Consider the following 25,946-nt stretch of genomic DNA (forward strand, 5'->3'; position numbering starts at 1 on the left):
CTTTCTTTTAAAGAACGGCTAAATATTATATAATTAATTGTAATTTAATTAATGGAACTGCCGAAAGGCAAAATTTGGAGGTCATTTTTCATGTCGAACAACGTTACAACTGTAAGTTCTCCATGGTCAGCTTTCTCTGGTCCTAACCTAGGATATGTGATGGAGCAATACGACTTATTCTTACAGTCTCCTGAAGAAGTAGAACCGGAGTTAGTTTCTTTATTCCAACAATTTGGTGCACCAGTAGTAGTAGAAGGTGAAGTAGCTGTAGTTAGTCATACAGCAGCGGCTCCTGCTGGCGATTACAAAAAAGTGTTAGCCGCTGTGAAATTAGCAGACGCAATCCGTTCACACGGTCATTTAGCGGCAGATATTTATCCTCTGAAAAACCGTGAACTACAAACAGCTCAAATTGAAGAAAGCGCGTTCAACTTAAGCGCTGCGGATTTAGCTGAAATTCCTGCAGCAATCTTCTTCAAAGATGTGCCAGCAAACGTGAAAAATGGTAAGGATGCAATCGACTATCTAAAAGCTGTTTATACAGATAAAGTGGCATTTGAATACGGTCACGTAGTAGCTACAGAAGAACGTGATTGGATTCAAGCGCAAATTGAATCAGGCTTATTTAAACAAGCATTATCTTCTGAAGAGAAGAAAGCCTTATTAGATCGTTTAACTCGCGTTGAAAATTTCGAAAAATTTATTCATAAAACTTTTGTAGGGCAAAAGCGTTTCTCTGGTGAGGGCTTAGATACGCAAATCGTTCTATTTGATGAAATCGTTAAAACAGCAGAAACCAAAAATGTAGAAAATGTACGTATTGGTATGGCACACCGTGGTCGTTTAAATGTTTTAACACACATCTTAAACAAACCTTATGACATGATGTTCTCTGACTTTGCACATGTTTCAAATGAGTTATTTATGCCTGAGCATGGCCGCCTTGAAATTACAAAAGGTTGGACAGGTGATGTGAAATACCATATGGGTGCTTCTTACAACCGTGAATCGGGTATGAATGTTAAATTGGCTTACAACCCATCTCACTTAGAAGTTGGCAATCCAGTTGTACTTGGAGCTACTCGTGCAACACAAGATGATACGTCTAAACCAGGCCAAGCGGTACACGACCGTACTAAAGGCTTAGGTATTTTAGTGCACGGTGATGCTGCATTCCCAGGCCAAGGGATTGTGACTGAGGTTTTAAACTTTGCTAAAACAGAAGGCTTTACAACAGGTGGTACAATCCACATTATCGCGAACAATATGATCGGTTTCACAACTGAGCATTATGATTCTCGTTCTTCTGTGTACTCTTCTGACCCAGCAAAAGGTTACGAGGTACCAGTAATCCATGTCAACGCAGATAGCCCAGAGGCAGTAGCGCAAGTGGGTCGTTTTGCTGCTAACTACCGTCAAAAATTCGGCAAAGATATTATTGTAGACTTAGTTGGTTACCGTCGCCATGGTCATAATGAAACAGATGACCCAACTGTGACAAACCCAGAAACATACAAATTGGTTTCTAAACATGAAACAGTGCGTGCTTTATATGGAGCACAATTAGTGGCTGAAGGTCTTCTATCTGCTGAAGATGTAGCTGCCTTAGATACAGCAATCTATGCAGAAATGCAAGCAGCCTATGACCATGTAAGAGAAATGGCAGATAAAGATGATCATCAGCATTTAGAAATGCCAGCAGAATTAAAAGTAGAGTTCCCACAAATTGATACAGCAGTTGGTGCGGAACGTTTAGAAAAAATCAATGAAGAGCTTTTAGTGTTTGAAGAAAACTTCGAGCCACAGAAAAAGCTTGGCAAAATTTTAGAAAAACGTCGTGATGCCTATGCATCAGCAAAAATTGACTGGGGCCATGCAGAAACGTTAGCATATGCGACAATTATCCAAGACGGCACACCAGTACGTTTTACAGGTCAAGATGCTCAACGTGGTACATTCTCTCAACGTCACTTAGTACTTCACGATAAAAACAATGGGAATGTCTTCACACCGCTTCATCATATTTCTGGTGCGAGTGCATCCTTCTCAGTACACAACTCTCCACTGACAGAAGCGGGAGTAGTAGGCTTTGAGTATGGTTACAACCTAGAAAATAGTCATGTTTTAACAGTGTGGGAAGCACAATTCGGTGACTTTGCGAACATGGCACAAGTGATGTTTGATAACTTTATTTCAGGGGCACGCTCTAAATGGGGCCAAAAATCTGGATTAGTGATCCTTTTACCACATGGTTATGAAGGTCAAGGTCCAGAGCACTCTTCAAGCCGTATGGAACGCTATTTACAAATGTCAGCTGAAAACAACTGGTTTGTAGCGAACTGTTCAAACGCAGGTAACTACTATCATTTATTACGCCGTCAAGCAGCGTTATTAGGTACAGAAGGGGTACGTCCACTTGTAGTCGTATCACCAAAATCACTATTACGTCACCCATTAGCTGCGGCGAATGCTGAACAATTAGCAAATGGTTCATTCCAAGAAGTGATTGAACAACCAGGTTTAGGCGCTAAACCAGAAGCTGTAGAGCGTATCGTTTTAGGAACTGGTAAAGTGATGATCGACTTAGCGGATCGCGTAAAAGACGGAGAAGGCTTCAATCATTTACACATTATTCGTGTAGAACAACTTTACCCATTCCCAAAAGAGCAAGTTGCTGGTATTATTGCTAAGTATCCAAATGTGAAAGAAATTGTTTGGGTACAAGAAGAACCTAAAAACCAAGGCTCATGGAATTATGCATTAGAAACATTATATGAACTTTCAGAAGGTAAAAAACTTCGCTATGTAGGTCGTCCTGCAATGAGCTCAACTTCTGAAGGGGATGCAGATTCTCATAAAGCAGCACAAGCAGCATTAATTGAAGCGGCAGTTGCTGAGCCAGTGAAGGTTAAATAATCACATATAAATTTTTGAAAAAAACGGGCTACTTGCCCTCAAGCAGTAGCCCTTTTATGTGCGTCATGCACGTTAATCAAAGGAGGAAATGAAAGTGGCTGAAATTAAAGTCCCTGAATTAGCAGAATCGATTACAGAAGGTAGTATCGCACAGTGGGTAAAAAAAGTGGGCGATCGCGTTGAAAAAGGTGAATTCATCGTTGAACTTGAAACAGATAAAGTAAACGCTGAAATCATTTCTGAAGAAGCAGGTGTATTAACACAAATTTTAGCTGAAGAAGGCGATACTGTACTAGTTGGTCAAGTTATCGCAGTAGTAGAAGCAGGCGAAGGCGCAGCACCTGCACCTGCAGCGGCTCCAGCTGAAGCAGCTCCGGCTCCAGCAGCGCCACAAGCAGCATCTGCACCAGTAGCAGCGGCTCCAGTTGTAGAAGAAACTTCTGGTGAGCGAGTAATCGCCTCTCCAGCAGCACGTCGTCTTGCTCGTGAAAAAGGTATCAACCTTGCAGCAGTATCTCCAGTAGATCCACAAGGACGTGTACGTGTACAAGATGTAGCAGCTCATGGTACAGCTCCAGCTGTAGCACCAGTAGCAGCACCTACATCAGTAGCAACTTCAGGTGGCCCAGTAGTATTTACACCAGCAGCTAATTCTGACCGTGTAACAGTTGAAAAAATGAGCCGTCGTCGCCAAACAATTGCTAAACGTTTATTAGAAGTGAAACAATCAACAGCAATGTTAACAACATTTAACGAAATTGACATGACAAATATCATGGCACTTCGTAAACGTAAACAAGAAGAGTTTGTAAAAGCAAACGACATCAAACTTGGTTTCATGTCATTCTTCACAAAAGCTGTTGTTGCGGCACTAAAAAAATACCCATACGTAAACGCTCAAATCTCTGGCGATGAAATTCATTTAAATAACTTCTTTGATATCGGTATTGCTGTATCAACTGAAGAAGGTTTAGTTGTACCAGTTGTACGCGATGCAAACAGCAAAAACTTTGCAGAAATCGAAAAAGATATCGCTAACTTAGCGACAAAAGCTCGTGATAAAAAATTAGGCTTAAATGACATGGCTGGTGGATCATTCACAATTACAAATGGTGGTGTATTCGGTTCATTAATGTCAACTCCTATTATGAACGGTACGCAAGCTGGTATTTTAGGTATGCACTCAATTGTTAACCGTCCAGTTGCAGTAAATGGTGAAGTTCAAATCCGTCCAATGATGTATGTAGCACTTTCTTACGATCACCGTATCATCGATGGAAAAGATTCTGTAGGATTCTTAAAAACAGTTAAAGAATTAATCGAAAATCCTGAAGATTTACTATTAAATTCATAATGCGATTCAACCCTGCGAACAATGTTCAGCAGGGTTTTTTTATGCATGACGAAAGATTTTGACCGATTCTATGTTTGAAAGAGTACTAATGTTATATCGTTTAGAGGAGCAAAAAAGACATAAACATAACTTTTCTCACATAGAGCACATACTCCATAATAAAAATTTGTTTTAATTTTCAGAAATATAGATAGAAGCTTAACGATTTAAAATGAATAGAGAACGAACAATATCCTAATATTGCCATTAGTCAGAAAAATGTTAAAACTGTCTTGACGAGTGTACTAGTTTTATAGTAGTATCTAAATATCAATTAAATAAACAAACCTCACTAACGTTTACCAGTGAGGTAGAGGCGCGGTATTTATTAGTTCATTGTTGAGTTCAAGCAAGCGAAGACGCAATGAAGAAGGAAATATCGCCGAAGTATAAAAGGAGCTCGTACTTTTATGCTGGGTCTGCAGTGAATAAGTGCAGGACTGTCCTAGTAAATGGATTTCCAGATTTACTAGGTTGTGCTATCTCGGAAAATGGAAATTATAGTGAGGATTTGGGCAACTGTCATACAAGGTAAGACCTAAGTTCAATATACTTAGGTCTTTTTTATTACAGTTGTCTTATTTTTTTACAGAAAAGGGGAGTTTTTTATGAAAAGAAAATGGTTGTTAGTAATGATCTCTATCATGACAGCAATTGTGCTAGCTGCATGTGGCACTAGCGACAAAAAGGATGGCGGTTCAGGTGATGCTGGTGCTGATAAGGAAGCAAGTGGCGGTGAATTCCGAATCGGAATGGAGGCTGGCTATCCACCATTTAACTGGACACAGCAAGGTGATGCTAATGGTGCAGTGAAAATTGCTGATAATGCAGAGTATGCAGGCGGCTACGATGTCCAAATGGCAAAAAAAATTGCTGAAGGCTTAGGCAAAGAGCTAGTCATTGTCAAAATGGAATGGGACGGATTAGTACCAGCGCTACAATCTAACAAAATTGATGCGATTATCGCGGGTATGTCACCAACTGAAGAGCGTAAGAAAACGATTGATTTTACAGAAAACTACTATACTTCTGATTTCGTTATGGTTATTAAGAAAGGTAGCAAGTATGAAAATGCAAAATCGATTCAAGATTTCTCTGGTGCTAAAATTACTTCACAATTAAATACATCGAACTACAACGTTATTGATCAAATTAACGGTGTAGAAAAACAAACAGCAATGGAAAGCTTCCCCGCAATGCGTGTCGCTTTAGAGGCTGGCAAAATTGATGGCTATGTAGCAGAACGTCCAGAAGGTATTTCCGCTGCTGCTGCCAACGATAAGTTCACATATGTCGCATTTGAAGAAGGCTTTGATACGGATCTTTCCAATACTTCGATTGCTGTAGGCTTACGTAAAGACGATGCAAACCGTGAAAAAATCAACGAAATCCTAAAAGGTATTTCGGAAGACGATCGTCAAGCGATTATGGAAGAAGCGATTTCTCAACAACCAGCAGCACAATAATGACAAGGCACGGGCTAGTTGCTGGTCCGTGCATGATCATTTCATCATTATCAAAATGAGAACCTCTCTACATAATGATAATGTCCTAGCGTAACAAATCATAGAATAGTAGAAATAGCTAGGACACGAAGGAAATAAGCAAGCAACATGACATTGTTAGGAGGAACATCATGAGTCTTGAATGGATACTTTCAATTATTGAAAACAACTGGCAAATGTTTTTACGAGGTGCGTATTATACGTTACTGATTTCGATTATTAGTACAATTATTGGTGCATTCATCGGATTTTTCATTGGAATTATGCATACGATTCCAGTTCGTAAAAAAGGTTTAAAATTTTATAGCTTAAAGCTTATTAATTTTATCCTGACATGCTATGTTGAATTTTTCCGTGGTACACCAATGATTGTACAGGCTATGGTAGTCTACTACGGACTAGATATCGCATTTGGTATCGATATGCATTTTATTACAGCAGGTATTTTAGTCGTTTCCCTTAACACAGGGGCCTATATGGCAGAAATTGTTCGAGGTGGTATTGTCTCGATTGATAATGGTCAATACGAGGCAGCGTCGGCAATTGGTATGAATCACTTCCAAATCATGCTGCATGTTGTTTTACCACAAGTAGCACGCAATGTCTTGCCGGCGACAGGTAACCAATTAATTATGAATATTAAGGATACAGCCGTATTAAATGTCATTGGGGTAACGGAATTATTCTTCCAAACAAAATCAATTTCAGGTAACAACTTCCGTTATTTTGAATCATTCTTTGTCGCATGTATTCTTTATTTTATCATGACATTTACCGCATCTCGCATCCTTCTCTATGTTGAAAAACGTCTAGATGGACCTGATGCCTATCAAAAAGAACAAAAAGAAGCTGTATAGGGGGACGCACAAATGGCAGTGATTAAGATTGAACATTTAAGTAAATCATTTGGACGTAACCAAGTGTTAAAAGATGTAAATTTCCAAGTAGAAAAAGGCGAAGTCGTTTGTTTAATTGGCTCTTCTGGTTCTGGTAAATCGACATTACTTCGTTGCATCAATTTATTAGAAACGCCAAGTGGTGGTCAAATTATTTATAAAGGGGAAGACATTTTAGATGATAAGCACAATATTCAAGAATATCGTACACATCTAGGAATGGTATTCCAGCAATTCAATTTATTTAACAATCACAATGTGTTAAACAATTGCACAGTGGGCCAAATCAAAGTATTGAAGCGATCAAAGAAAGAAGCAGAAGAAACGGCGCTTAAATATTTGAATATCGTTGGTATGGATCAATATGTGAACGCCAAGCCTCGTCAGCTTTCAGGGGGGCAAAAGCAGCGTGTGGCTATCGCTCGAGCATTGTCAATGAATCCAGATGTCATGCTATTTGATGAACCGACTTCGGCATTAGACCCAGAAATGGTCGGTGAGGTATTAAAGGTGATGCGACAGTTAGCCACTGAGGGGAATACAATGTTAATCGTGACACATGAGATGGAGTTTGCCAAAGAGGTGGCAGATCGTGTCGTCTTTATGGATAAAGGCATCATTGTCGAGGAAGGCCCGCCATCACAAGTATTAGTAAACCCTCAGCATGAACGGACAAAAGAATTTTTAAAGCGGACATTAAAATAAGCATAGAAAAAGTGAGTCCGATTTATTGGACTCACTTATTTTCTAGAATTCCATTCTGCATAAAGAACAAAGCAGATTGCAAATGCTACAGCAATAATAAAAAACCATTGCGGTACACCACCAAAACTCATCATAACACCTCAAATAGTCATTTTTTTTGGATAGAATAGCTATAGTCTTTCTTTTTTCTCCACAAAAGCCCAAAAATATTATAAAATAAGCAATAGACATTAGCTTCGGCTAGTAAAGAGAGGTAGAGAGAATATGTTACATTTAAAATGGAAAGATGCGCCAACACTACGAACGATAACTTGCAAACATACAAATGCGTCAAAATACTTAGTGTCCAATGTATTAACAGTAGGGAAAGAATATGAAGTAAAAAATGAAACAGAAGAGTTCATTTTTATCATCGATAATACAGGTAATGTCGGTGGCTACTATAAAGATTATTTTGAATAACATAAAACAGGGTGGTTCAGATTATATGCTGAGCCACCCCTTTTTTGTTAATCGCGCTGATAGCCTCTGGCACCTGCCACATCTTGTAGCTGTTGTTTTTCTTGTTCAGTTGCTGTATGCAGGGCAAACACATCTTTAATCGCGGTTTGCAGTTCTCGCTGCGTTTCTTTAAATTTCGAAACCTGTTGTTCAAACGATGGACTAGAGAAGCGATCATGTGCCTGAGCTAATCGTTCTTCTAGCTGTGCATAGTGATGATCCATATGCATAGAAAGCATCATCGCCAGCTGATTTTTCCAAAGAGGAATCAAAGTGACAATCGAAAATTCAATTTTTTCCGCTAACGTTTGATTCGCCTGTTGAATCATGCGTATTTGAGGAGCCGTTTGCAGCGCTACTTGCTGTGATACTTGTAAATCATAAATACGTTGATCCAACCTTTCAATTTGTGCGGCAAAGTCATTGAGCTGCTGAATAGCAAGCGGTTGTTTCGTTGCTTGAACACTCGTTATTTGTGTGGGTAACTCAACCTCAATGGCTTGCTGTTTTTTCATTTGACCTGCTGCAATAGCAGTAGCCAGCTCCTCAAAAAATCCACGATTATGAGCATAAAGCGCTTCTAAGTTTTCGACATCCTTGATCAACTGAAGCTGTGCACGCTCTAGCTGAACGCCAATACGTTCCACCTGAATACTAATACGCTCAAATTCTGTTAATGTTTGCTTCACAGTCGGCTCTGTTTTTCCAAAGATTTTTTTGAAAAAGGTTTGTTTCTTTGGTTCTAAAGCCGTCGGGTCTATTCGATCTAACGTGTGCATTAAGGAATCAAGCATTTGACCGATTTTTGAGACGTCCTTTTGCTTCACTTGCGCAAGCATGCGATCAGCAAATTGAGACAGAGCTCGCTGTGAATCTTGCCCAAGGGACAGCAATGATTCAAAATCTGTCAAATCAATTTGACTAGCATAAAGTAAGGCACGACTTTGTGCAAGAGGCGATAGCGTTTCATAAGTCGCCATCGCCTCATTTTGTGGAGTTGTTTCTAAATAGGATTGGACCAGTGGAGAAAGCCCTGGTATGGTATTCAGTTGAAATGCGTGTTCATTTGCTGTCATTTATCGTCCCCTCGCCAATCCAATTGTTCTCTACGTCTAAGATTGGAACGATTTGCAAATTCAATCTCCATTTGTAGGGTATCAATATCATTAGCAAGCGCGTCCTTTAAATCAATTTGAATCGTATCATTTAAATCAGTTAGCGTTTCACGTGTTTTTGATAATGTTAATTGAATTTCTTTATCCTTCACAGGCTGCTTCGAAAGCATTGTATACTTATCCGTTAATTCCACAGCAGAAGGTAAGTGTGCATAGAAAAAGGGCTCTACATTATAAAATTTTCGTGGGTCTGTCTTCACAATTTTGACGATATTTTTAGAAATACGCGTCATTTCAAGTAATTGTTTAAACGCAGATACAGAACGTACGCGTAAATAGTTTTGACTTAATGTTTGAATATGCTTATTAGCTGCTGATAATTGTGTTTCAATATGCTTGAATTCTTCTTTTGTAATACCTGCTATTTGCATGACTTTCTTTTTTTGTCTATGTTTCAGCAACGCTGTACTCGTCGCGTAGGAACCCGCAAACAGTAAACCACCAAGGAAGAATCCAGGATTTGCCGCAATTGCTGCGATAGAAACGGTCGTAAGCGAAATAAGAAAGCTGGCAGAATGTCTAGAAAAAAACTGTCCGACACTAAGCATTGTTTCATCCTCCTTGCTTTTCAATATGTCTATCTTCTTATACGAAATAATCGACATAAAGTTTCATTGAAAAATGATCCCTTACATAAATTTTACTGCTATTTGTTAACTTTCTCAATGATAATACATAGAATAAGTGAATTGTTTCTCCAAATGCGTCGATTTTGTCCTCCTAATGAACGATTGTGGCATTGGCATGAGCGATTCAACGGTCATCTCCCCATATCAGTACTAATAACCATTCAAGCGTTAACTAAAACAGTAGCATCCATTCATAAATAGGATGACCCAACCCCAAAAACATTATGAATGGGAACAAAATGATAGGTCTTAGCTCAAGGGCACGTCTTTTTTAAATTGAAACTTTACCCAAATAAATTCGTAAAATAGTTAAAGGGGGAAAGAGCATGACAAAAATTTATATGATGTCGATTACTAAAAATATAGATGAACAAGTATGGGAGCAAAAGGTGATAGAAAAGATCTTTGAGAAAAAATCAAAGCTAAAAGCGTATTTATGCAAAGAGGGATATTTGAAGGAATCCAAAAATCAATATGTGAAAATCAATGAAGCATCTATCTATGTTGCGACGATTCAAAAAATAAAAATTAAATAATCGTCAGAAGTCTGAACGTGGCTTTTTGTTGCCTTTTATAGTTCTTACAATAATGCGGTGTAGTATTAATTTAATAGAAGTAGGAAGAAAGGTATGGAGATTATTTGATGAAGAAAGATATTCAAGAGTTGCTTGATGATCACAATTTATTTGCGAGACAAATTGCTAATATAAGGTTATCGAATTTATCATTTGATGTATATGAATTTAGAGATAACTATGTTAGGCAAGTCGATTTAATATTTGCAGAAAAAAGTCAATTTGATACTATTCAAGAGGCATTTTCAGCGATCTTTAAAAAAGAATTGTTTGATGGAGAGGAGTGGGAAATTAATGATGACCCAGACCCTTCAGATGAACAATGGATAACGGCGTTAGAAATGGGCTGGATTAATGAGTATTACCCCAAAAAATACAGTTATATGGAGTTAGTGAACAAAGATGATTTTATCAGTAGATTTAAAAATGAGTTAGCATACCTTAATGCTCAAGAGTCCATTGTAAAAGAACTTTTAACTAGATTGAATAATGTCGAAATTATTCAAATAAAAAAGGGACATACATATGATTATATATTTGGAAAATCTGATAGTCATTATTTTTTATTTGAATGGGGAATATATGATTAGTATGTTGTTGACTATTACGAACATTAAATAACGCTCAAATGAAAAGATGTTCCTAGTTTTGGGGAATGTTTCATATCAATGTAGGGCGAAAAGGGAATGCTTTCTTTACTCTTTTTGACGTCCCGTATAACAGTACAAAAAAAAAGAGCCAGACTAAACAATGTCTGACTCCATACGTACGTATCCTTTTAACTCATCGTACAATTCTAATGAAAATGAATTGGAATCAGCTTGAGGGCTGACGCCTTTTTGGACAAAAAGGAGGAATTCATTAAGCGCTTTTTCAGAGCCTTCTACTTCCACTTCAATTTGCTCTGCGTCATTCAATCGGCAGTAGCCTTTTAACCCTAATTCAATAGCTTTTTGTTTGATGAAAAAACGGTAGCCTGTGCCGTAAACATCACCAAAAAATTTGATACTTGCTCGTTTGTTCAAGGGAATACCTCCTAGCTAATGGGGGAGAGGGATGAGCCTCTCCGTTTATTGCATGACACGTTCTTTTTCTAAATAGGCAATTAAGTTATTAATATAATAAAGAACATGCTTAGATGCCTCATCTACTTCCTTTAAATGGACATCGGCTTGCTCGATATGGCCAGCTTTATGGGCTTCTGCAGCAAGCTTCGCTGATTCATGGACACGTAAATGATAGCCATCCAACTCATGATAGTCCTGTAAATGGCCGAAACGTTCTACTGTCCGTGGCGCTGTGTACCATTTGCCAAGTCGGCAATCTCGATGAGAAGAAACATCGCTTGGTTCCACTTTTTCTAGGCCAAGGAACATATTATAAATGCGCCATTTCCATAAAATATGATCAGCCTTCGATAATTGTAAAAGAGCAATAGATGAAAGCTGCACATTATTGTTGGCAATAATATCATTACGGAAACGGTTAATTTCTTTCCCTAATAAATGAATGTCACTGGATGTATTATGGCTATAATCACGAATATCTTCCTGCAAACTTGAAATTTCAATCATTCTCGCAGAGACTTCATCAATTGCAGCTGCTTGTTGTTGTGAAATGGCTGCTGTATTTGTAACATCTAAATTAATGCCTTCAATCGCATGCACAATGGCATTTAATAATGGTAATGAATCTTTTGCCTCGACAGTAGCTTCTTTAATGATGGCTGTCGTTTCTGTAATGGAATGAGACACATCATTGGAATAACTCTTTAAATGATGAACATTCGCAGATACTTCGCTTAGAGCAGAGACCGTGTTTTCAGCTAGCTTTCGTACTTCTTGTGCTACGACCGCAAAGCCTTTTCCATGTTCACCTGCACGTGCGGCTTCGATGGAGGCATTGAGAGCAAGTAAATTCGTCTGATCTGCAATTTGGTTGATTAACGTGACAACCTGCTCAATATCATTTACCCGCTTTTGCAATTCTGAAAATGATTCTACGATAGAAGTAAACGTTTCTTCCGTTTTAAAAATTTCTGATAAGGCATGCTCAATCGCATTTTTCCCTTGCGTTGCATGGTCAACAGATTCAGTCGTTTTCTCAGATATATGAGAAGACATACGCGCTACCTCATTAATAGAAGCGGCAATCTGTTCTGTTGCAGCAGTGGAGGATTGAATTTCCTCATTTTGTTTATCTAAGCTAAAGACCAAATCTTTCATGTACATAATTTTGGCATTAACATCCATTAAAGAGGATACTTCGCCCACTACATTTTCAATAATGCGTTCCGTCAAGACTTCCACTAATAATTCTTGATCGACATTGACAGCGGATTGGAATGATTTCATAAATTGAAATGCCTTATTCGGCTTGATACCAAAATTGTGTAAAATATATGTCGTAATATAGAATGCGAATTGATTAAATACGACAATTAGTTTACCAGGCTCATATTGATGCTTGCGAAATAGATTGAAAAATTTGACAGTTTCGTCTACATAATTATCATCACGTGTTGCTAAGAAAAATTGTGTTAAGTATTGATTGATATTTTCTTCACTAATGGTTAATTGAGAGGTAGGGGATATCTCGCTTAAATAATGATGAAAAATGGCATCCATGGAGGGGGTAATATCTTTTAGCTTTTGATAGAGTGTCCTCAAATGCTCCTCATCCTGTGAATGAAAATGGTTGAATGCCAGTGTTTGATGGAATCGGCCTGTTGCATGCAAATCCGTACCACGTTTTAGAAGCTCTTCTAACTCTGCTTTAGGTCGAATACTTGAAAACATAAAAATTCCTCCCAAAAAGTATGTATAATAAGGTAATAATAGCATAATTCAGGTGGTTTTAATAGACATTTCAGATGTGTTTGCTAAAATGAAATTATCTAATGACAGCAAGGAATGGGCAAATATGTATACAATTATTTACATGAAAGCGGACTACGAGCCTTGGTGGAAATTTGAAGGCTGGGAAGCTTTTATTCAAACACAAGATACATTTGAAACGAAGGAGCTTTTTGAAAGTGCATTACAGCAAAAATTAGCACACTTTCGTTCTTCTCATGACAATGAAATGACGAAAGAAGGGCAGTATTGGGCTTTTTGGTCTGATGACGAAAGCTTCTATTGTGAGGCTTGTGATGACGATGCACAAGTTTATCATGGCATTATTGCCTGTAAAATCGAAGAGTTGTAAAAAGATTTTGAAATAAAGTAAAAAAACAATTTCTTTATTTGACAAAATTATGAATGGCGGTTATACTTAGGTTAACAATTTAATTGCTTCACCGGAAACATGAATTCACATATTACAAAAAGTGATCGCGTTAGTTCGGTACTCTTTGTAATATGTGAATTTTTTTCATTCCTTGAAGAAATTACATATTGTTCACTTTTATTTTTTGGAGGTTTTCTTAAATGAAACAAGGTACAGTAAAATGGTTTAACTCAGAAAAAGGTTTTGGATTCATCGAAGTTGAAGGTGAAAACGACGTATTCGTACACTTCTCAGCTATCCAAGGCGAAGGTTTCAAAACACTTGACGAAGGTCAAAAAGTGGAATTCGAAGTTGTAGATGGCAACCGCGGACCACAAGCTGCTAACGTAACTAAACTTTAATTCTCAGTAATTAAAAAATACTTTCGTTAAACCCAGACATCCTATGCAAATAGGATGTCTTTTTTTGTAGCATTTAAAAGTTTAAGGGATTACAAATCATTATTTAGGTTATATATAGAGTAGTGGATAGAATGAGCAAAGTGAAGGATAGCCCGCAAAATTGGAGAGCATCTGAGCAAAGCGGTGGATAGGATAGCAAAAGTAGCGGATAGACTGCGTAAAGCGAAGGATAGCTTTATGAAAGTAGTGGATAGAATCTGTAAAGTGGAGGATAGCCTGCAAAAATAGGGTTCATCTGAGCAAAGCGGTGGATAGGATAGCAAAAGTAGCGGATAGACTGCGTAAAGCGAAGGATAGCTTTATGAAAGTAGTGGATAGAATCTTCAAAGTAAAGGATAGCTCGCAAAATTGGAGGGCAACTGAGCAAAGCGGTGGATAGGATAGCAAAAGTAGCGGATAGACTGCGTAAAGCGAAGGATAGCTTTATGAAAGTAGTGGATAGAATCTTCAAAGCAAAGGATAGCTCGCAAAAATGGAGAGCATCTGAGCAAAGCGGTGGATAGAATAGCAAAAGTAGCGGATAGACTGCGTAAAGCGAAGGATAGCTTTATGAAAGTAGCGGATAGACCACACAAAGCGAAGGATAGCCTGCAAAATTGAAGGGCAACCGTGCTAAGTAGAGAAAAGACTGCACTTAATAGTAGCGAATACCATGGAAAAAATTCTAGATTGTTTGTAATAATGAAGGAGGTAGATGGATTTGCAGAATGTAGAAAAATTGCCTGAGGAACAGGAGCAGCAAGATTTTTATCAGAAGTTGCGTATGAAATTAGTAGCTTTTCTTGGATCGAAGAAGGGGAAAAAGAATAAATTTACGCCTTATTTAATGTTTGTGCCTGATTTATTTCATTTATTAATTAAAACAGTAACCGATGCGGGTGTAGATAAGAAAAGTCGAGCTTTAATAGGGGCTTCTATTGCGTATTTTGTGCTGCCGATTGATCTGATGCCAGAGGGATTATTAGGCTTTGGTGGCTACTTAGATGATGTGGTGCTGGCGACTTTTGTGATCAATACGATCATTAATAAATTGGGGCCGGAAGTAGTGGAAAAGCATTGGACAGGGGACGATAAGCTGTTACATGTGCTACAAAAAGTTGCAGAAGTGAGTGATGAGGTAGTCAGTAAGATCCCTGTGAAATCACCAATCGCTCAGTTTGTGAAGCAAGAAAGTAAGGATAAATAATAATATTATGTAAACTCTATTCCCCCAAAAAATGAACCTGCTTACCACAAGTTCATTTTTTATGTTGCGCTTCTAATAAATGATGGAGCTGTTGAACGGGTACGAACAGGCCGACACGACCAATCGGCTCATGTTTCATCGTCGCAAAGATAATGCCAATGACCTTCCCCTGTTGGTCGATTACAGGGCTACCACTATTCCCCCGATAAACCGGGGCTTTCAGCATCATAACGGGCTCCTGCCAATCCTCTAATTGAATGGATTCTAGTAGTGTCCCTTCATTCGCAATACCTGTAAAGGCGAGAGGGTTACCAATAAAATAAATATGTTCATCCGCAGAAAAAGGTGGATCTTCTGCTAGTGGGAGATAGGGGAGTTGCTCGGCCTCCACTTGTACTAGAGCTAAATCTACTGCTGGATAACTCTCGATTAACGTTGCCTCCATCAATCCCTCATCTGGAAATACAACAGATAATGAGGTGGCATCTTCTACTACGTGGGCATTGGTGACAATAAGCCCGTCAGGAGAAATGGCAAAACCAGTGCCTTTGCTAGAGCCAGTCGAGATTTCAACGACTGCCTTTTTATAGGTTTGTATATCCTCTTGTGCCGAGAGCCGGGTTGAAACTTTGATGAATTCAATCGCTGGAATGGAATAAATTTGAAAAACCAAGGCAAATGTATTGAAAAACAGGACCATTGCCATGCTCCACACCATCCAGCGCACAAGAGGTTTTTGTTTTTTGGGCTTTTTTCTATGAAGCCGTTCTTCTCGTTCTCGTGCTAATGCTTTTTGTTGTTCTTCGAGTACGAGCTCAATGAATTCTTCTTCCGTCAATTCTTCTTGCTTGGATGTTGCATTATGTATGTCACTCATATAAGACCCCCTAAGCTAAAATAACAGGTGCCCAAGCTGGACGCCTGTTATCATCAAACTATTCTATTTTTTGCAAGGTGGATGTTACAACAAATGGTTCATCTTGATCTGTCTCCATCGTATCCTCTATGCGAATTAGGCCTATATCTTTCACAAAATATTTGGTCGTCGTCATTTGATCTTTAGAGCGGGTTAGCTGGATCACATCTTGATAAATGTTTGTTCCTGTATCAACAGTGGCGGTCGTTGATTGAATGGTCCAGCCTTGAAAACTTGTCCCAACTTGTAATGGCTTTTGAAGAATTGTTTCCAGTACAGGATAAGAAGCTGCCTCTGCTGCACTTGGCAAACTTGGATTGCTGTCAACTGGTTCCCGATAGACAAGATCAATATTTGTATCCGTTATGCGATAGATTTTTAAGAGAGTCACACCACCATTATCCTCTATTTGTGCAATATGCTGTGGATCGAGATAGGTTGTACGCAGTGTGAAGCTAGCAAACTCATTTCCTTCTCCTTGAAAATAGGCCGTAGACCCATCAGCTGGAAAATAGGAGAGAAGCGATGTTTGTTTCTGCTCAACAGGCTGTTTGTCCTCCGCAGTTGGCGTGGGCTCTACTTTTCCTTCTTCATTACAACCAGTGAGTAAAAATGCAAGAGAAAATACTAGGACAAAGTGTCTCATAGGCATACTCCTTCGCTATTTTCTTTCATTATACGTGAATGCGAGACGTTATACGAGTGATATGAGGTTAATATAAATAATTATATTATGTAAACTATAATCAGAAACTTGTCTCCCATGGGAAAATTAACTATGATAGAAATGAAGTTGAAGAGTGGGGGGCAAAGATATGTATAGACAAATTGATGATTTTTTACAGGAATGGTCGAATGCATCTAAAGGAACACTGCAAGTATTACAGGCTCTAACAGATGATAAGCTAAATCAAAATATTGTGGAGGGCCACAGTACACTTGGCTGGCTAGGCTGGCATTTAGTTGGGGCTGCAGGCTATTTTAGTTATCTGGCAGGCTTAAAGGTGCCAATGATTCGACAAGAAGATCCCGTACCAACGACAGCTGCTGACATTGTGACAGCCTATGAAAATATTGCCAACGGTATTAAAGAGGAAGTGGCAAAGCTTTCTAACGAAGATTTACTAGAGGTAGTCAATGGCTTTACAGCGCCAATGCCAAAAGGGGCTTTATTACGTGTATTGATCGACCATCAAACACATCATCGTGGACAAATGACGGTTCTGCTACGTCAAGCTGGTTTACCAGTACCTGGTGTGATGGGACCAACAAAAGAAATGCAATAATTATTCAAGCGGCAGATAAATCATTTATCTGCTGTATTTCTAAAAATTGACACTTACCTACTAGTAAGTTAGTATAAAACCATGACAAATAGAAAAACGCAAATTATAGAATTATCATTGAAGCATATTCAGGAAAAAGGTTTCACATCATTTAGTTATGACCATTTAGCTAAAGAGCTTGGCGTTACGAAGGCAAGTATTCATTATCATTTTGAAAAGAAAGGAGACTTAGGGGTTGCGGTTTGCGAAAGGATTCAACAAGGGCTAAAAGGGACGTATAAAACGATTCAAGATTCCGCTATACCAGTGGAGGAAAAACCTTTTGCTTTTATTTTGCAACGAGTAAAATGCCTAGAAAAAGAGGGTGTTTGTCCTATTTCAGCTTTACAGGCAGATTATCAAGAATTACCACAACGGATGCAAGACAAGCTACAACAGCTTAGTCAAATGGAAATCGATGTTTTTATAGCCCTATTGAAGGAAGCCAAACAACAGGGTGCACTCCAAGCGACGGATGATTTAGAGTCTCTAGCCATATTGCTTATTTCTAGTACAAAGGGTGCGTTACAATATAAACGCGTTTTAGGAGAAGCGTTTTTTGTAAAAATGCTGGAGCAATTAAAGGCGTTATTAAAATAATTTTCTAAATAAGAAGGAGAGATGTGCATGGTACGAAGAGTCGTTGTGACTGGATATGGTGTTATATCTCCATTAGGGAATACAGTTTCAGCCCTATGGGAGAATATAAAAACTGGGAAATCAGGAATTCAAAAAATTCAAGGAGAGCAATTCAGCGGTATTAATACGCAAATTGCAGGGACGATTACGGATTTTGACGCAACACAGTATATGGATAAAAAAGAAATCAGTAAATATGATTTATTTGTGCAATATGCAGTTGCCGCTTCTCAACAAGCTTTAGAGCAAGCCAATTTAAATATGGAGCAGATCGATAAGGAGCGTCTAGGTGTTTATGTTGGCTCAGGCATTGGTGGTATTGAGACGATTTTAGAGAATCATCAGGCAATGCTCGATAATGGGCCTAGAAGGGTGTCCCCATTCATGGTGCCAATGATGATTAGCAATATGGCCGCGGGAATACTAGCGATACAAACGGGCTTTAAAGGGCCAAGCTTTTCACCTGTCTCAGCCTGTGCAACAGGAAACCAAGCGATTGGAGAAGCCTTCTTAGCTATACGACATGGCTATGCGGATGGCATTTTAGCAGGTGGAGCAGAGGCGCCCATCAATCCACTTAGCTTTGCAGGTTTCTCACGAATGAAAGCAATGTCCACCAGAAATGATGAGCCAGCAAAAGCAAGCCGTCCCTTCGACAGTGAGCGAGATGGCTTTGTCATGTCAGAAGGAGCTGGCATCGTATTCTTAGAGGAATATGAACATGCCAAACAAAGGGGCGCAACGATTCTTGGTGAGATTGTAGGCTATGGTGTCACAACAGATGCTTACCACATTACAGCACCTGATTATACGGGCGCTGCCAATGCGATGAAATTAGCCTTAAAAATGGGCGATATAGATGTATCGACTGTCGATTACATTAATGCGCATGGTACTAGTACACCAGAGGGCGATAAATCCGAAACAAAGGCAATTAAAAGTGTCTTTGGTGAACATGCCTATCACTTAAAGGTGAGCTCTACAAAATCGATGACAGGGCATCTCTTTGGAGCGGCTGGGGGCATCGAAGCCATTATTACATTGAAAAGTATAATGGAAGGCATCATTCCGCCAACCATTAATTACGAAACACCAGATCCAGAGTGTGATTTAAACTATGTGCCAAACAAGGCACTACAACAACCTGTCAATATTGCGTTATCTAATGGTTTTGGCTTTGGGGGCCATAATGCCGTACTAGCGTTTAAAAAGGTGGAGGAATAAAAATCGAGTAATCGTTGATGAAAAGAATGGTAGGAGCATCCAGCTTCTTACCATTCTTTTATTTTTGCCCCTCCTAAGAAATCGTTTCATTCAATAAGCCTTTCTTATAATAAATAAATCAATCAAAAGCTATATTATGGAAATTGGAAGAGGTAGAAAATTATCAGCAGAACAAGCAAATCTCCATGTCGTGGGGGAGTGGATGTATCAGGGGCTTTTCAAGATTTCGATCAAAACTAGTTATTATCACCTAAACAAAAAATTCTTTCAATCTTTCTTAATCAAATGTCCTTTACCACTGCCTCTAATGCTGTTTTATTTCCGTGGACATCCGAAATAATTGCAATTTTGCCCCTCCTAAATCATCTTTTGTATCTTAATAGCATTCTATAAATTATGACAGCATCCGCTACACAAAAAAATCCTCTACCTAATGCTGGTAGAGGATTTTTGGTGGAAATTAGCTTAAGCCTTGGCTGTCTTTCCACTCTAAGAATTCATCATATGTTAATTGTTTATCTAAAATTGAGCCGTCTTCACGGATTTCGATGACACGGTTGGCGATTGTTTGGATAAACTGATGGTCATGTGATGTGAAAATCATGGCACCTTTGAAACGAATTAAGCCTTCGTTCAATGCTTGAATGGATTCAAGGTCAAGGTGGTTCGTTGGTTCATCAAGTAAAATCACGTTTGCTGTCGCAAGCATCATTTTTGATAACATACAACGAACTTTTTCGCCTCCTGATAGAACAGCAGGGGATTTTTTCACTTCTTCACCAGAGAATAGCATACGTCCTAAGAATCCACGTAGGAAGCTTTCTGTTTCATCGTCTGGAGAATATTGACGTAGCCATTCCACTAATGTTTTCTCAGAACCTTCAAAGTACTTGTCATGATCGTTTTCGAAGTAGCTTTGAGATGTTGTGACACCCCATTTAAATGATCCAGCATCTGCTTCTTTTTCTTCCATTAAGATATCAAGAAGGGCTGTTTTCGCCATTGGGCTACCAAGTAAAACGATTTTGTCTTCTTTGTTCATAGAGAAGCGAATGTCTTTGAATAATGTTGCGCCTTCATGACTTGCTGTCAAATCTTCTACTGTCAGTACATCATTACCGATTTCACGACCGATTTGGAAGTTGATAAATGGATATTTACGGCTTGATGGCTTAATATCATCGAGCTCAATTTTATCCAGCATTTTTTTACGAGATGTTGCTTGTTTTGATTTAGAAGCATTCGCAGAGAAGCGTGCGATAAACGCTTGTAATTCTTTAATTTTTTCTTCTTTTTTCGAATTTTGATCTTGCGCCATTTTTTGTGCTAATTGAGAAGATTCATACCAAAAATCATAGTTACCTACATATAATTGGATTTTAGAGAAGTCCAAATCTGCAATATGTGTACATACTTTGTTTAAGAAGTGACGGTCATGGGATACTACGATGACTGTATTTTCAAAGTTAATCAGGAATTCCTCTAACCATTGAATCGCCTTTAAGTCAAGGTGGTTGGTAGGCTCATCGAGTAAAAGGACATCAGGCTGACCAAATAGTGCCTGTGCAAGTAAAACTTTGACTTTGTCAGAACCTTCAAGATCGCCCATTAGCATGTAATGAAGATCATCTGAGATACCTAAACCGTTTAATAATGTTGCAGCTTCTGATTCAGCTTCCCAACCGTTTAGCTCGGCAAATTCACCTTCTAGCTCGGCTGCACGCATGCCATCTTCATCTGAGAAGTCTTCCTTTGCATAGATAGCGTCTTTTTCCGTTTTTACATCATAGAGGCGTTTATTCCCCATAATAACTGTGTCGAGCACTGTATGCTCATCGTATTCGAAATGGTTTTGTTTTAGGACAGATAAACGTTCGTCCTTGCCCATTGATACGTTACCTTCTTGGGCTTCAATTTCACCAGAAAGGATTTTTAAAAATGTTGATTTACCAGCACCATTTGCCCCAATTAAACCGTAGCAATTTCCTGGTGTGAATTTTATATTTACGTCTTCAAATAGTTTACGATCGCCATAGCGAAGACCTACATTACTAACTTGAATCATGCAAGTTCCTCCTTTTTTCACAATGGCTCTAGTATAGCATGAAATATGTTCCATAGTCTATAAACATTATTAAATCAAGGTTTGGCGTTCTTTCAATAGTTTTTGTTAAACAAAAACTGAATAAAGATACATTTTTAAAATTTTTCTTGCTGTAACTTTCTTTTTGGATGAGACGTCTACATTGTAGTGTGATTAACTGTTTTTGCAAAAGAATAGAAAAATGACATCATTTACCACATGGATATTATTTGCTTCTTCACAAAGCTATCAACTAAAATAATGCTGATTGTTTACATTCAAGGAAACAGCGTCCTGATCATCACTGGTGTGTAGGCACGTCATCCCCGATTTGATTGCTAGCCGATCGTTCCTTTCAATCATCCCAGTTTTCGCAACTAGCATTGTCTAACAGATGGACAAAAAACATCCAATCCTCAAAAAATGATTACATTCATGAGTTTAGGTGAATCCTTTCAAACCAAAGAATTCCGTAGATGAGGCGTTTTAGTTAGCTTTACAGACATGCTTTCATATGGATGCACAGAAAATAGGACATTCAGCTCTTCCAAGAGGCGGAAATGATGATAAAATAAACATGTTTGTGGAAATATTAGTTATCGGAGGTACTTTATGGGTAAGGGCTTATTATGGACAGCCACTTGTGTAATAGTAGTTTTACTTGGGTTTGGAAGCTACTATTTTATAAAAGAAATGACGAACTCTATGGCATACAATAAATTAGTGGATGAGTATAAAAAGCCAGAGCCAATCAAAAATATAGAGACAGAGTATGATGTCATTGTCATTGGTGGTGAACCTGAGGGAGTAGCTGCGGCAGTGGCTGCGGCACGAAATGGTGCTAAAACTTTATTGGTAGAAAAACGACAAGAGTTAGGTGGATTATTTACATACGGTATGTTGAATTTCCTTGATATTCCGCGTGATGGTCGTAACAACTCAATTAGTGAAGGTATTTTTAAGGAATGGCATGAGCTGGTGACAGGGAAAGATGCGTTTGGCATTGTTGGTGCTAAGGCTGCCTTTAAAAAACTGATCGATGAAGAACCTAATTTAACCTTGTCGGTGCAAACCGAGGTCGTGAAAGCGAATGTTCATCAACAACAATTAACGTCAGTGGAATTAAAAAATGAGTACGGTACATATGTAGTGACAGGGAAATCATTTATAGATGCCACGCAGGATGCTGATTTTGCGGCCATGTCCAACGTTCCTTTCTTTGTGGGAGGAGAAGATATTGGCATAAAAGATAAACGCATGGCTGTGACATTAATGTTGCATTTGAAAAATGTCGATTGGGATGAAGTAAAAAAAGCGGCTAAATCCGATGTGTTTGGCGGTGCTAATTTGAATCATACCGTGATGTGGGGCTTTACAAAGCTCCATGATGAATACAAGCCTTTGCAAGAGGGTACACGATTAAGAGGGTTAAACTTAGCTCGTGTAGATGATGAATATTTTATTAATGCATTACAGATTTTTGGTATTGATGGCTTAAATGACAATTCGAAACAAGCTGCTATTGTCGCAGGAAAGAAAGAAACGTTACACATTCTAGAATATTTACAAGCGAATTTTCCAGGGTTTGAAAAGGCTGAAATTATTAGCTATCCAGAGGAACTTTATGTAAGAGAAACGAGACATATTTGGGCGGAATATCAATTAACGATGGCTGACCTGTGGAAAAATAGTGACCAATGGGATAGCATTGGGATTGCTTCTTATCCAGTCGATGTGCAAGCACAAACGCCGCATGATTATGGGTATGTCATTGCAGCGCCAAAGCAGTATGCTATTCCTTTCCGTTCATTAGTACCGAAGGACATTGATGGCTTATTGGTGGTTGGACGCTCTGCAGGGTATTCATCACTGGCGGCAGGTAGTGCGCGCATTGTTCCGACAGGGATGGTGACAGGTGAAGCGGCCGGGACTGCGGCTGCACTAGTCATGAAAGAGGATGTAACCTTTAGAGATATGAGCAAGGATAAACAGTTAATTGCTACGTTAAGAAAACAGCTCGACAAACAGGGAGCATATGTTGATTCATTTTCTATGGAGTACCCATATCAAGGGAAATGGTATGATGAAGCTATTCAAACACTCATTAACTATGGCCTAGTGGTGGGTGGTTATGATAATGATTTAAAAGTGGACAGCCAGGCGACAAAAATAAAGTTTGCTAAAATGTTAAAAGAGAGTATGCTACGAGCTGGTGGAGAAAGTGCAGCAGGTATGAGTGATCAGCTCGAAATTGTCATCAATAAAGTTTATAATAATGGCGAAGAAGCCATTGAACGTGATGAGATGGCTCAATATTTGGCTGACGTCCTCATTGGTGAATCCAATGCGACTAGCTGGGATACATTAAAGGAAAAAGGAATTGTCACTGAAAAAGTAGCAAAGAAAATTTCAGACAATAAGAAATTAAAATTAAAAGAGATGTACGCCATCATGGCTGATGTCATTCATTATGTAGAAAAGAAGCATTCCTCTTCTTGAGGAATGTTTCAGACTGTAGACAAGCTCGAAAAATTTGAGCGTTTGCCTACAGTTTTTTTATTTTACAATAATATAAAGCCGTTGATTTCCACTATGGGCAGCCTCACTCAGTCAGAGATCTCCTTTTGTTTCAAGCAACCTTTACATATAGTGTTAAACGGAAGTATTAAATTTGATCCTTTTGATTTAATCTATAGCTCATGAATGTTAACACTGAGGCTATGAGCGCTAAGATTCCACCAGCCCACGAAAGTTTGTCTAGACTGCCAGAAGCTACGACAAATCCTCCTATTGCAGAACCTAATGCAATCCCCACATTAACAGCAACAGGGGTTAATGAGGATGCAAAGTCTTTTGCAGAGGGAGAATATCTTTCAGCTAAATCCATGAAGTAGAGTTGGACAGTTGCATTAACAGTATATAGCATGACAGCCATTAACATAATAGTCAGTAGCCCTAACCACATAGAGGACATCGTAAAATACAGAGTAAATAAGATAATGGCCTGAATAATGAACGTATAGCGCAATCTACCTAAACCGTTATGCTGAGCAATCTTGCCAGCTAAAAGATTACTAAAGATTGAAAAGAAGCCATAGATTAAGAGAACAATACCTATGTATTTCGTTTCAATACCAAGTTTTTGTTGTAAAATGGGCGTAATAAAAGTATAGATTGTGTATGTTCCAGCAATCGTAAAAACAGGAATGAAGAATGCTAGAATGATTTTAGGTTGCTTAAATAAACTTAATTGCTCTGATAGTGAACTTTTTGTTGCTTTGATATTTCGAGGTAGCACAAACATGCTGATGATAAAGGCAATCCCGCCTAAAGCTGCCGTTAACCAAAATGTCATGTGCCAATTACTCCATTGTCCAACCATTGTTCCTAGAGGTACACCCATGACGTTGGCAATGGTAAAGCCCACAAATATGAAAGCAATGATAGAGGATCTTTTTTCTTTTGGCATACTATCATTCGCTATGGACATGGCTAATGCTGTAAGTACGCCGCTGACAACAGCCGTAACAACTCTGGAAGTTATTAAAATACCATAGGAACTAGAGAGGGCACTTACAATATTTCCAAGTATAAAGAGGGAAATCAATACTAACATGAGTGGATATTTTGCAAATCTACTAACAAAACCGGTTAAGATGGGTGTACCAATCGCATAGGCGATAGCAAATCCAGGAACCAGCTGTGGCAATTGGTATACTTAAATCTGTAGAGACCTCCGTTAATAATCCTACAATAACAAATTCACTTGTTCCCATGACAAACGTTAATAAGGTTAATGTGAAGGCTAAAATTTTATGTTTATTGCTAAATGCATTTTCTTTATTCATAATCAAAAAACATCACTCCTTTATATCAATATATCGAGAAATTTCGATATATTGTGCAAATGTCTATAGCGTATCTATTTATCGTGAATAATCGATATGGCATTTTAAACAGAAACCCAATTTTAATCATTTTGGGTATCTGATACAAGAAACGAGGCAATTTGATGAATCGTTTCTTCTTTTAATTTATAATATGTCCATTGACCATGACGAAAAGATTCGAGAAGTCCAGCCTTTTGCATCATATTTAAGTAGTGAGAAACGGTTGATTGAGAAGTTTTAGCTTTCTCCTGAATATCACCAACACATACGCCTCCTTCGATACTCACTTTTGGGAAATGTTTCTCAGGTTCCTTCAGCCACTGTAAGATGTTTAGCCTAGTCTCATTTGATAACGCTTTGAAAATTTCAATTGGTTCCATACCGCAATAATATATCGAATTATCTCGATATGTCAATTGCTAAGTACCGACATTATATTTTAAAAATGGTTGACGTCAATAAGGAAGTCCTGTAATATATGTCAAAATCATAGAAAAATTCGATGAAGAAGAGAGTAATTGATGGACAACTGGCAAGCGAGTTAGGGGTGGTGTGAGCCTAATGCAGAAACCATGAATGAAGCGCACTTTGGAGAAGATTCTCGAACAAGTAGTAGAGAATAGCGGGGCGTCACCTCGTTAACAATGGAAAGTGGTCATATTAAATGGCAACTAGAGTGGTACCACGGGATTATAATGC

At 38.6% G+C, this 25,946-nt stretch carries 24 protein-coding genes, 1 riboswitch and 1 other annotated feature (1 of these 26 running past the window's edge); of the genes, 15 read left to right on the forward strand and 9 right to left on the reverse strand.

Going from position 1 to position 25,946, the window contains the following annotated elements; genetic code table 11:
- Positions 1–90: 90 nt before the first annotated feature.
- The 6 genes from MHI04_RS11125 (at position 91) to MHI04_RS11150 (ending at position 7,877) form a co-directional block, all read left to right on the forward strand.
- Positions 91–2,916: a 2-oxoglutarate dehydrogenase E1 component gene (locus tag MHI04_RS11125; protein ID WP_342535752.1), complete on the forward strand. Its 2,826-nt coding sequence runs from the start codon at positions 91–93 to the stop codon at positions 2,914–2,916.
- 94 nt (positions 2,917–3,010) lie between these two features.
- Complete coding sequence (odhB, locus tag MHI04_RS11130) at positions 3,011–4,270, forward strand: 2-oxoglutarate dehydrogenase complex dihydrolipoyllysine-residue succinyltransferase (RefSeq protein WP_249645685.1); 1,260 nt, start codon at positions 3,011–3,013, stop codon at positions 4,268–4,270.
- 342 nt (positions 4,271–4,612) lie between these two features.
- A riboswitch (Lysine riboswitch) is annotated at positions 4,613–4,799 on the forward strand.
- 118 nt (positions 4,800–4,917) lie between these two features.
- Complete coding sequence (locus MHI04_RS11135; RefSeq protein ID WP_036126033.1) at positions 4,918–5,775, forward strand: transporter substrate-binding domain-containing protein; 858 nt, start codon at positions 4,918–4,920, stop codon at positions 5,773–5,775.
- A gap of 170 nt (positions 5,776–5,945) precedes the next feature.
- Positions 5,946–6,671, forward strand: a complete 726-nt coding sequence (locus MHI04_RS11140; protein WP_036126030.1) for an amino acid ABC transporter permease — start codon at positions 5,946–5,948, stop codon at positions 6,669–6,671.
- 12 nt (positions 6,672–6,683) lie between these two features.
- Complete coding sequence (locus MHI04_RS11145) at positions 6,684–7,415, forward strand: amino acid ABC transporter ATP-binding protein (RefSeq protein ID WP_036126028.1); 732 nt, start codon at positions 6,684–6,686, stop codon at positions 7,413–7,415.
- A 264-nt stretch (positions 7,416–7,679) separates the two neighbouring features.
- Positions 7,680–7,877 (forward strand): DUF6501 family protein, encoded by a 198-nt coding sequence (locus tag MHI04_RS11150; RefSeq protein WP_036126026.1) that lies wholly within the window; start codon positions 7,680–7,682, stop codon positions 7,875–7,877.
- Positions 7,878–7,924: 47 nt separating this feature from the next.
- On the opposite strand, the gene MHI04_RS11155 is transcribed toward MHI04_RS11150, so the two are convergent.
- On the reverse strand, positions 7,925–8,992 hold the full coding sequence (locus MHI04_RS11155) for a toxic anion resistance protein (RefSeq protein ID WP_058844434.1): 1,068 nt from the start codon (positions 8,990–8,992) through the stop codon (positions 7,925–7,927).
- Positions 8,989–9,639 carry a 5-bromo-4-chloroindolyl phosphate hydrolysis family protein gene (locus MHI04_RS11160; RefSeq protein WP_036126015.1) on the reverse strand — a complete coding sequence of 217 codons (651 nt, stop codon included), beginning with the start codon at positions 9,637–9,639 and terminating at the stop codon, positions 8,989–8,991. Before MHI04_RS11160 ends, MHI04_RS11155 begins: the two co-directional genes overlap by 4 nt.
- A 407-nt stretch (positions 9,640–10,046) precedes the next feature.
- On the opposite strand from MHI04_RS11160, the gene MHI04_RS11165 reads away from it, so the two are divergent.
- Positions 10,047–10,256, forward strand: a complete 210-nt coding sequence (locus tag MHI04_RS11165) for a hypothetical protein (RefSeq protein WP_271913365.1) — start codon at positions 10,047–10,049, stop codon at positions 10,254–10,256.
- 107 nt (positions 10,257–10,363) lie between these two features.
- Positions 10,364–10,885 carry a hypothetical protein gene (locus tag MHI04_RS11170; protein WP_342535753.1) on the forward strand — a complete coding sequence of 174 codons (522 nt, stop codon included), beginning with the start codon at positions 10,364–10,366 and terminating at the stop codon, positions 10,883–10,885.
- A 153-nt stretch (positions 10,886–11,038) separates the two neighbouring features.
- Here MHI04_RS11170 and MHI04_RS11175 read toward each other — a convergent pair whose 3' ends face one another.
- Together MHI04_RS11175 and MHI04_RS11180 are read right to left on the reverse strand one after the other, a co-directional pair.
- Positions 11,039–11,320: an acylphosphatase gene (locus MHI04_RS11175; protein ID WP_036126007.1), complete on the reverse strand. Its 282-nt coding sequence runs from the start codon at positions 11,318–11,320 to the stop codon at positions 11,039–11,041.
- A 45-nt stretch (positions 11,321–11,365) separates the two neighbouring features.
- On the reverse strand, positions 11,366–13,093 hold the full coding sequence (locus MHI04_RS11180; protein WP_342535754.1) for a methyl-accepting chemotaxis protein: 1,728 nt from the start codon (positions 13,091–13,093) through the stop codon (positions 11,366–11,368).
- 88 nt (positions 13,094–13,181) lie between these two features.
- Here MHI04_RS11180 and MHI04_RS11185 point away from each other — a divergent pair, with 88 nt between their 5' ends.
- The 3 genes from MHI04_RS11185 to MHI04_RS11195 all read left to right on the forward strand — a co-directional run bounded on the left by MHI04_RS11185 (position 13,182) and on the right by MHI04_RS11195 (position 15,170).
- Complete coding sequence (locus MHI04_RS11185; RefSeq protein ID WP_342503805.1) at positions 13,182–13,502, forward strand: DUF1033 family protein; 321 nt, start codon at positions 13,182–13,184, stop codon at positions 13,500–13,502.
- 221 nt (positions 13,503–13,723) lie between these two features.
- Positions 13,724–13,924: a cold-shock protein gene (locus MHI04_RS11190; protein ID WP_004230088.1), complete on the forward strand. Its 201-nt coding sequence runs from the start codon at positions 13,724–13,726 to the stop codon at positions 13,922–13,924.
- A gap of 754 nt (positions 13,925–14,678) precedes the next feature.
- The gene (locus MHI04_RS11195; protein ID WP_271913390.1) at positions 14,679–15,170 is read left to right on the forward strand and encodes a DUF1232 domain-containing protein; all 492 of its coding nucleotides are present in this window, start codon (positions 14,679–14,681) and stop codon (positions 15,168–15,170) included.
- Positions 15,171–15,222: 52 nt separating this feature from the next.
- On the opposite strand, the gene MHI04_RS11200 is transcribed toward MHI04_RS11195, so the two are convergent.
- A complete protein-coding gene (locus MHI04_RS11200) occupies positions 15,223–16,047 on the reverse strand; it encodes a serine protease (protein WP_058844431.1) in 825 nt (274 codons plus the stop codon).
- A gap of 58 nt (positions 16,048–16,105) precedes the next feature.
- Positions 16,106–16,732 (reverse strand): hypothetical protein, encoded by a 627-nt coding sequence (locus MHI04_RS11205; protein ID WP_089933593.1) that lies wholly within the window; start codon positions 16,730–16,732, stop codon positions 16,106–16,108.
- A 169-nt stretch (positions 16,733–16,901) separates the two neighbouring features.
- Here MHI04_RS11205 and MHI04_RS11210 point away from each other — a divergent pair, with 169 nt between their 5' ends.
- The 3 genes from MHI04_RS11210 to fabF all read left to right on the forward strand — a co-directional run bounded on the left by MHI04_RS11210 (position 16,902) and on the right by fabF (position 19,274).
- Positions 16,902–17,372 (forward strand): DinB family protein, encoded by a 471-nt coding sequence (locus MHI04_RS11210; protein ID WP_036125994.1) that lies wholly within the window; start codon positions 16,902–16,904, stop codon positions 17,370–17,372.
- Between the two features lie 81 nt (positions 17,373–17,453).
- The gene (locus MHI04_RS11215; RefSeq protein ID WP_036125992.1) at positions 17,454–18,011 is read left to right on the forward strand and encodes a TetR/AcrR family transcriptional regulator; all 558 of its coding nucleotides are present in this window, start codon (positions 17,454–17,456) and stop codon (positions 18,009–18,011) included.
- A 27-nt stretch (positions 18,012–18,038) separates the two neighbouring features.
- Entirely contained in the window at positions 18,039–19,274 is a 1,236-nt protein-coding gene (gene fabF, locus MHI04_RS11220) for a beta-ketoacyl-ACP synthase II (RefSeq protein ID WP_340808987.1), read from the forward strand.
- Positions 19,275–19,734: 460 nt separating this feature from the next.
- Here the strand turns inward: fabF and MHI04_RS11225 are convergent, their stop codons facing one another.
- Complete coding sequence (locus MHI04_RS11225) at positions 19,735–21,339, reverse strand: ATP-binding cassette domain-containing protein (RefSeq protein ID WP_036125988.1); 1,605 nt, start codon at positions 21,337–21,339, stop codon at positions 19,735–19,737.
- 630 nt (positions 21,340–21,969) lie between these two features.
- On the opposite strand from MHI04_RS11225, the gene MHI04_RS11230 reads away from it, so the two are divergent.
- A complete protein-coding gene (locus tag MHI04_RS11230; RefSeq protein WP_036125984.1) occupies positions 21,970–23,856 on the forward strand; it encodes an FAD-dependent oxidoreductase in 1,887 nt (628 codons plus the stop codon).
- A gap of 166 nt (positions 23,857–24,022) precedes the next feature.
- Here MHI04_RS11230 and MHI04_RS11235 read toward each other — a convergent pair whose 3' ends face one another.
- Positions 24,023–25,066, reverse strand: a complete 1,044-nt coding sequence (locus tag MHI04_RS11235) for an MFS transporter (RefSeq protein ID WP_342535755.1) — start codon at positions 25,064–25,066, stop codon at positions 24,023–24,025.
- 261 nt (positions 25,067–25,327) lie between these two features.
- A complete protein-coding gene (locus tag MHI04_RS11240) occupies positions 25,328–25,627 on the reverse strand; it encodes a metalloregulator ArsR/SmtB family transcription factor (protein ID WP_131520404.1) in 300 nt (99 codons plus the stop codon).
- A gap of 113 nt (positions 25,628–25,740) precedes the next feature.
- Positions 25,741–25,946: a binding site (T-box leader), on the forward strand (it continues 13 nt past the right edge of the window).

It is taken from the genome of Lysinibacillus sp. FSL K6-1151, assembly GCF_038630755.1.
Taxonomy (GTDB): domain Bacteria; phylum Bacillota; class Bacilli; order Bacillales_A; family Planococcaceae; genus Lysinibacillus; species Lysinibacillus fusiformis_D.

Coding starts and splice junctions, on each gene's coding strand:
- MHI04_RS11205 (WP_089933593.1), bottom strand. CDS start 16,732: ATGAGACACTTTGTCCTAGTATTTTCTCTTGCATTTTTACTCACTGGT.
- MHI04_RS11170 (WP_342535753.1), top strand. CDS start 10,364: ATGAAGAAAGATATTCAAGAGTTGCTTGATGATCACAATTTATTTGCG.
- MHI04_RS11160 (WP_036126015.1), bottom strand. CDS start 9,639: ATGCTTAGTGTCGGACAGTTTTTTTCTAGACATTCTGCCAGCTTTCTT.
- MHI04_RS11145 (WP_036126028.1), top strand. CDS start 6,684: ATGGCAGTGATTAAGATTGAACATTTAAGTAAATCATTTGGACGTAAC.
- MHI04_RS11185 (WP_342503805.1), top strand. CDS start 13,182: ATGAAATTATCTAATGACAGCAAGGAATGGGCAAATATGTATACAATT.
- MHI04_RS11150 (WP_036126026.1), top strand. CDS start 7,680: ATGTTACATTTAAAATGGAAAGATGCGCCAACACTACGAACGATAACT.
- MHI04_RS11165 (WP_271913365.1), top strand. CDS start 10,047: ATGACAAAAATTTATATGATGTCGATTACTAAAAATATAGATGAACAA.
- MHI04_RS11225 (WP_036125988.1), bottom strand. CDS start 21,339: ATGATTCAAGTTAGTAATGTAGGTCTTCGCTATGGCGATCGTAAACTA.
- MHI04_RS11210 (WP_036125994.1), top strand. CDS start 16,902: ATGTATAGACAAATTGATGATTTTTTACAGGAATGGTCGAATGCATCT.
- fabF (WP_340808987.1), top strand. CDS start 18,039: ATGGTACGAAGAGTCGTTGTGACTGGATATGGTGTTATATCTCCATTA.
- MHI04_RS11180 (WP_342535754.1), bottom strand. CDS start 13,093: ATGTTTTCAAGTATTCGACCTAAAGCAGAGTTAGAAGAGCTTCTAAAA.
- MHI04_RS11155 (WP_058844434.1), bottom strand. CDS start 8,992: ATGACAGCAAATGAACACGCATTTCAACTGAATACCATACCAGGGCTT.
- MHI04_RS11190 (WP_004230088.1), top strand. CDS start 13,724: ATGAAACAAGGTACAGTAAAATGGTTTAACTCAGAAAAAGGTTTTGGA.
- MHI04_RS11215 (WP_036125992.1), top strand. CDS start 17,454: ATGACAAATAGAAAAACGCAAATTATAGAATTATCATTGAAGCATATT.
- MHI04_RS11125 (WP_342535752.1), top strand. CDS start 91: ATGTCGAACAACGTTACAACTGTAAGTTCTCCATGGTCAGCTTTCTCT.
- MHI04_RS11135 (WP_036126033.1), top strand. CDS start 4,918: ATGAAAAGAAAATGGTTGTTAGTAATGATCTCTATCATGACAGCAATT.
- MHI04_RS11230 (WP_036125984.1), top strand. CDS start 21,970: ATGGGTAAGGGCTTATTATGGACAGCCACTTGTGTAATAGTAGTTTTA.
- MHI04_RS11240 (WP_131520404.1), bottom strand. CDS start 25,627: ATGGAACCAATTGAAATTTTCAAAGCGTTATCAAATGAGACTAGGCTA.
- MHI04_RS11200 (WP_058844431.1), bottom strand. CDS start 16,047: ATGAGTGACATACATAATGCAACATCCAAGCAAGAAGAATTGACGGAA.
- MHI04_RS11140 (WP_036126030.1), top strand. CDS start 5,946: ATGAGTCTTGAATGGATACTTTCAATTATTGAAAACAACTGGCAAATG.
- MHI04_RS11195 (WP_271913390.1), top strand. CDS start 14,679: ATGGATTTGCAGAATGTAGAAAAATTGCCTGAGGAACAGGAGCAGCAA.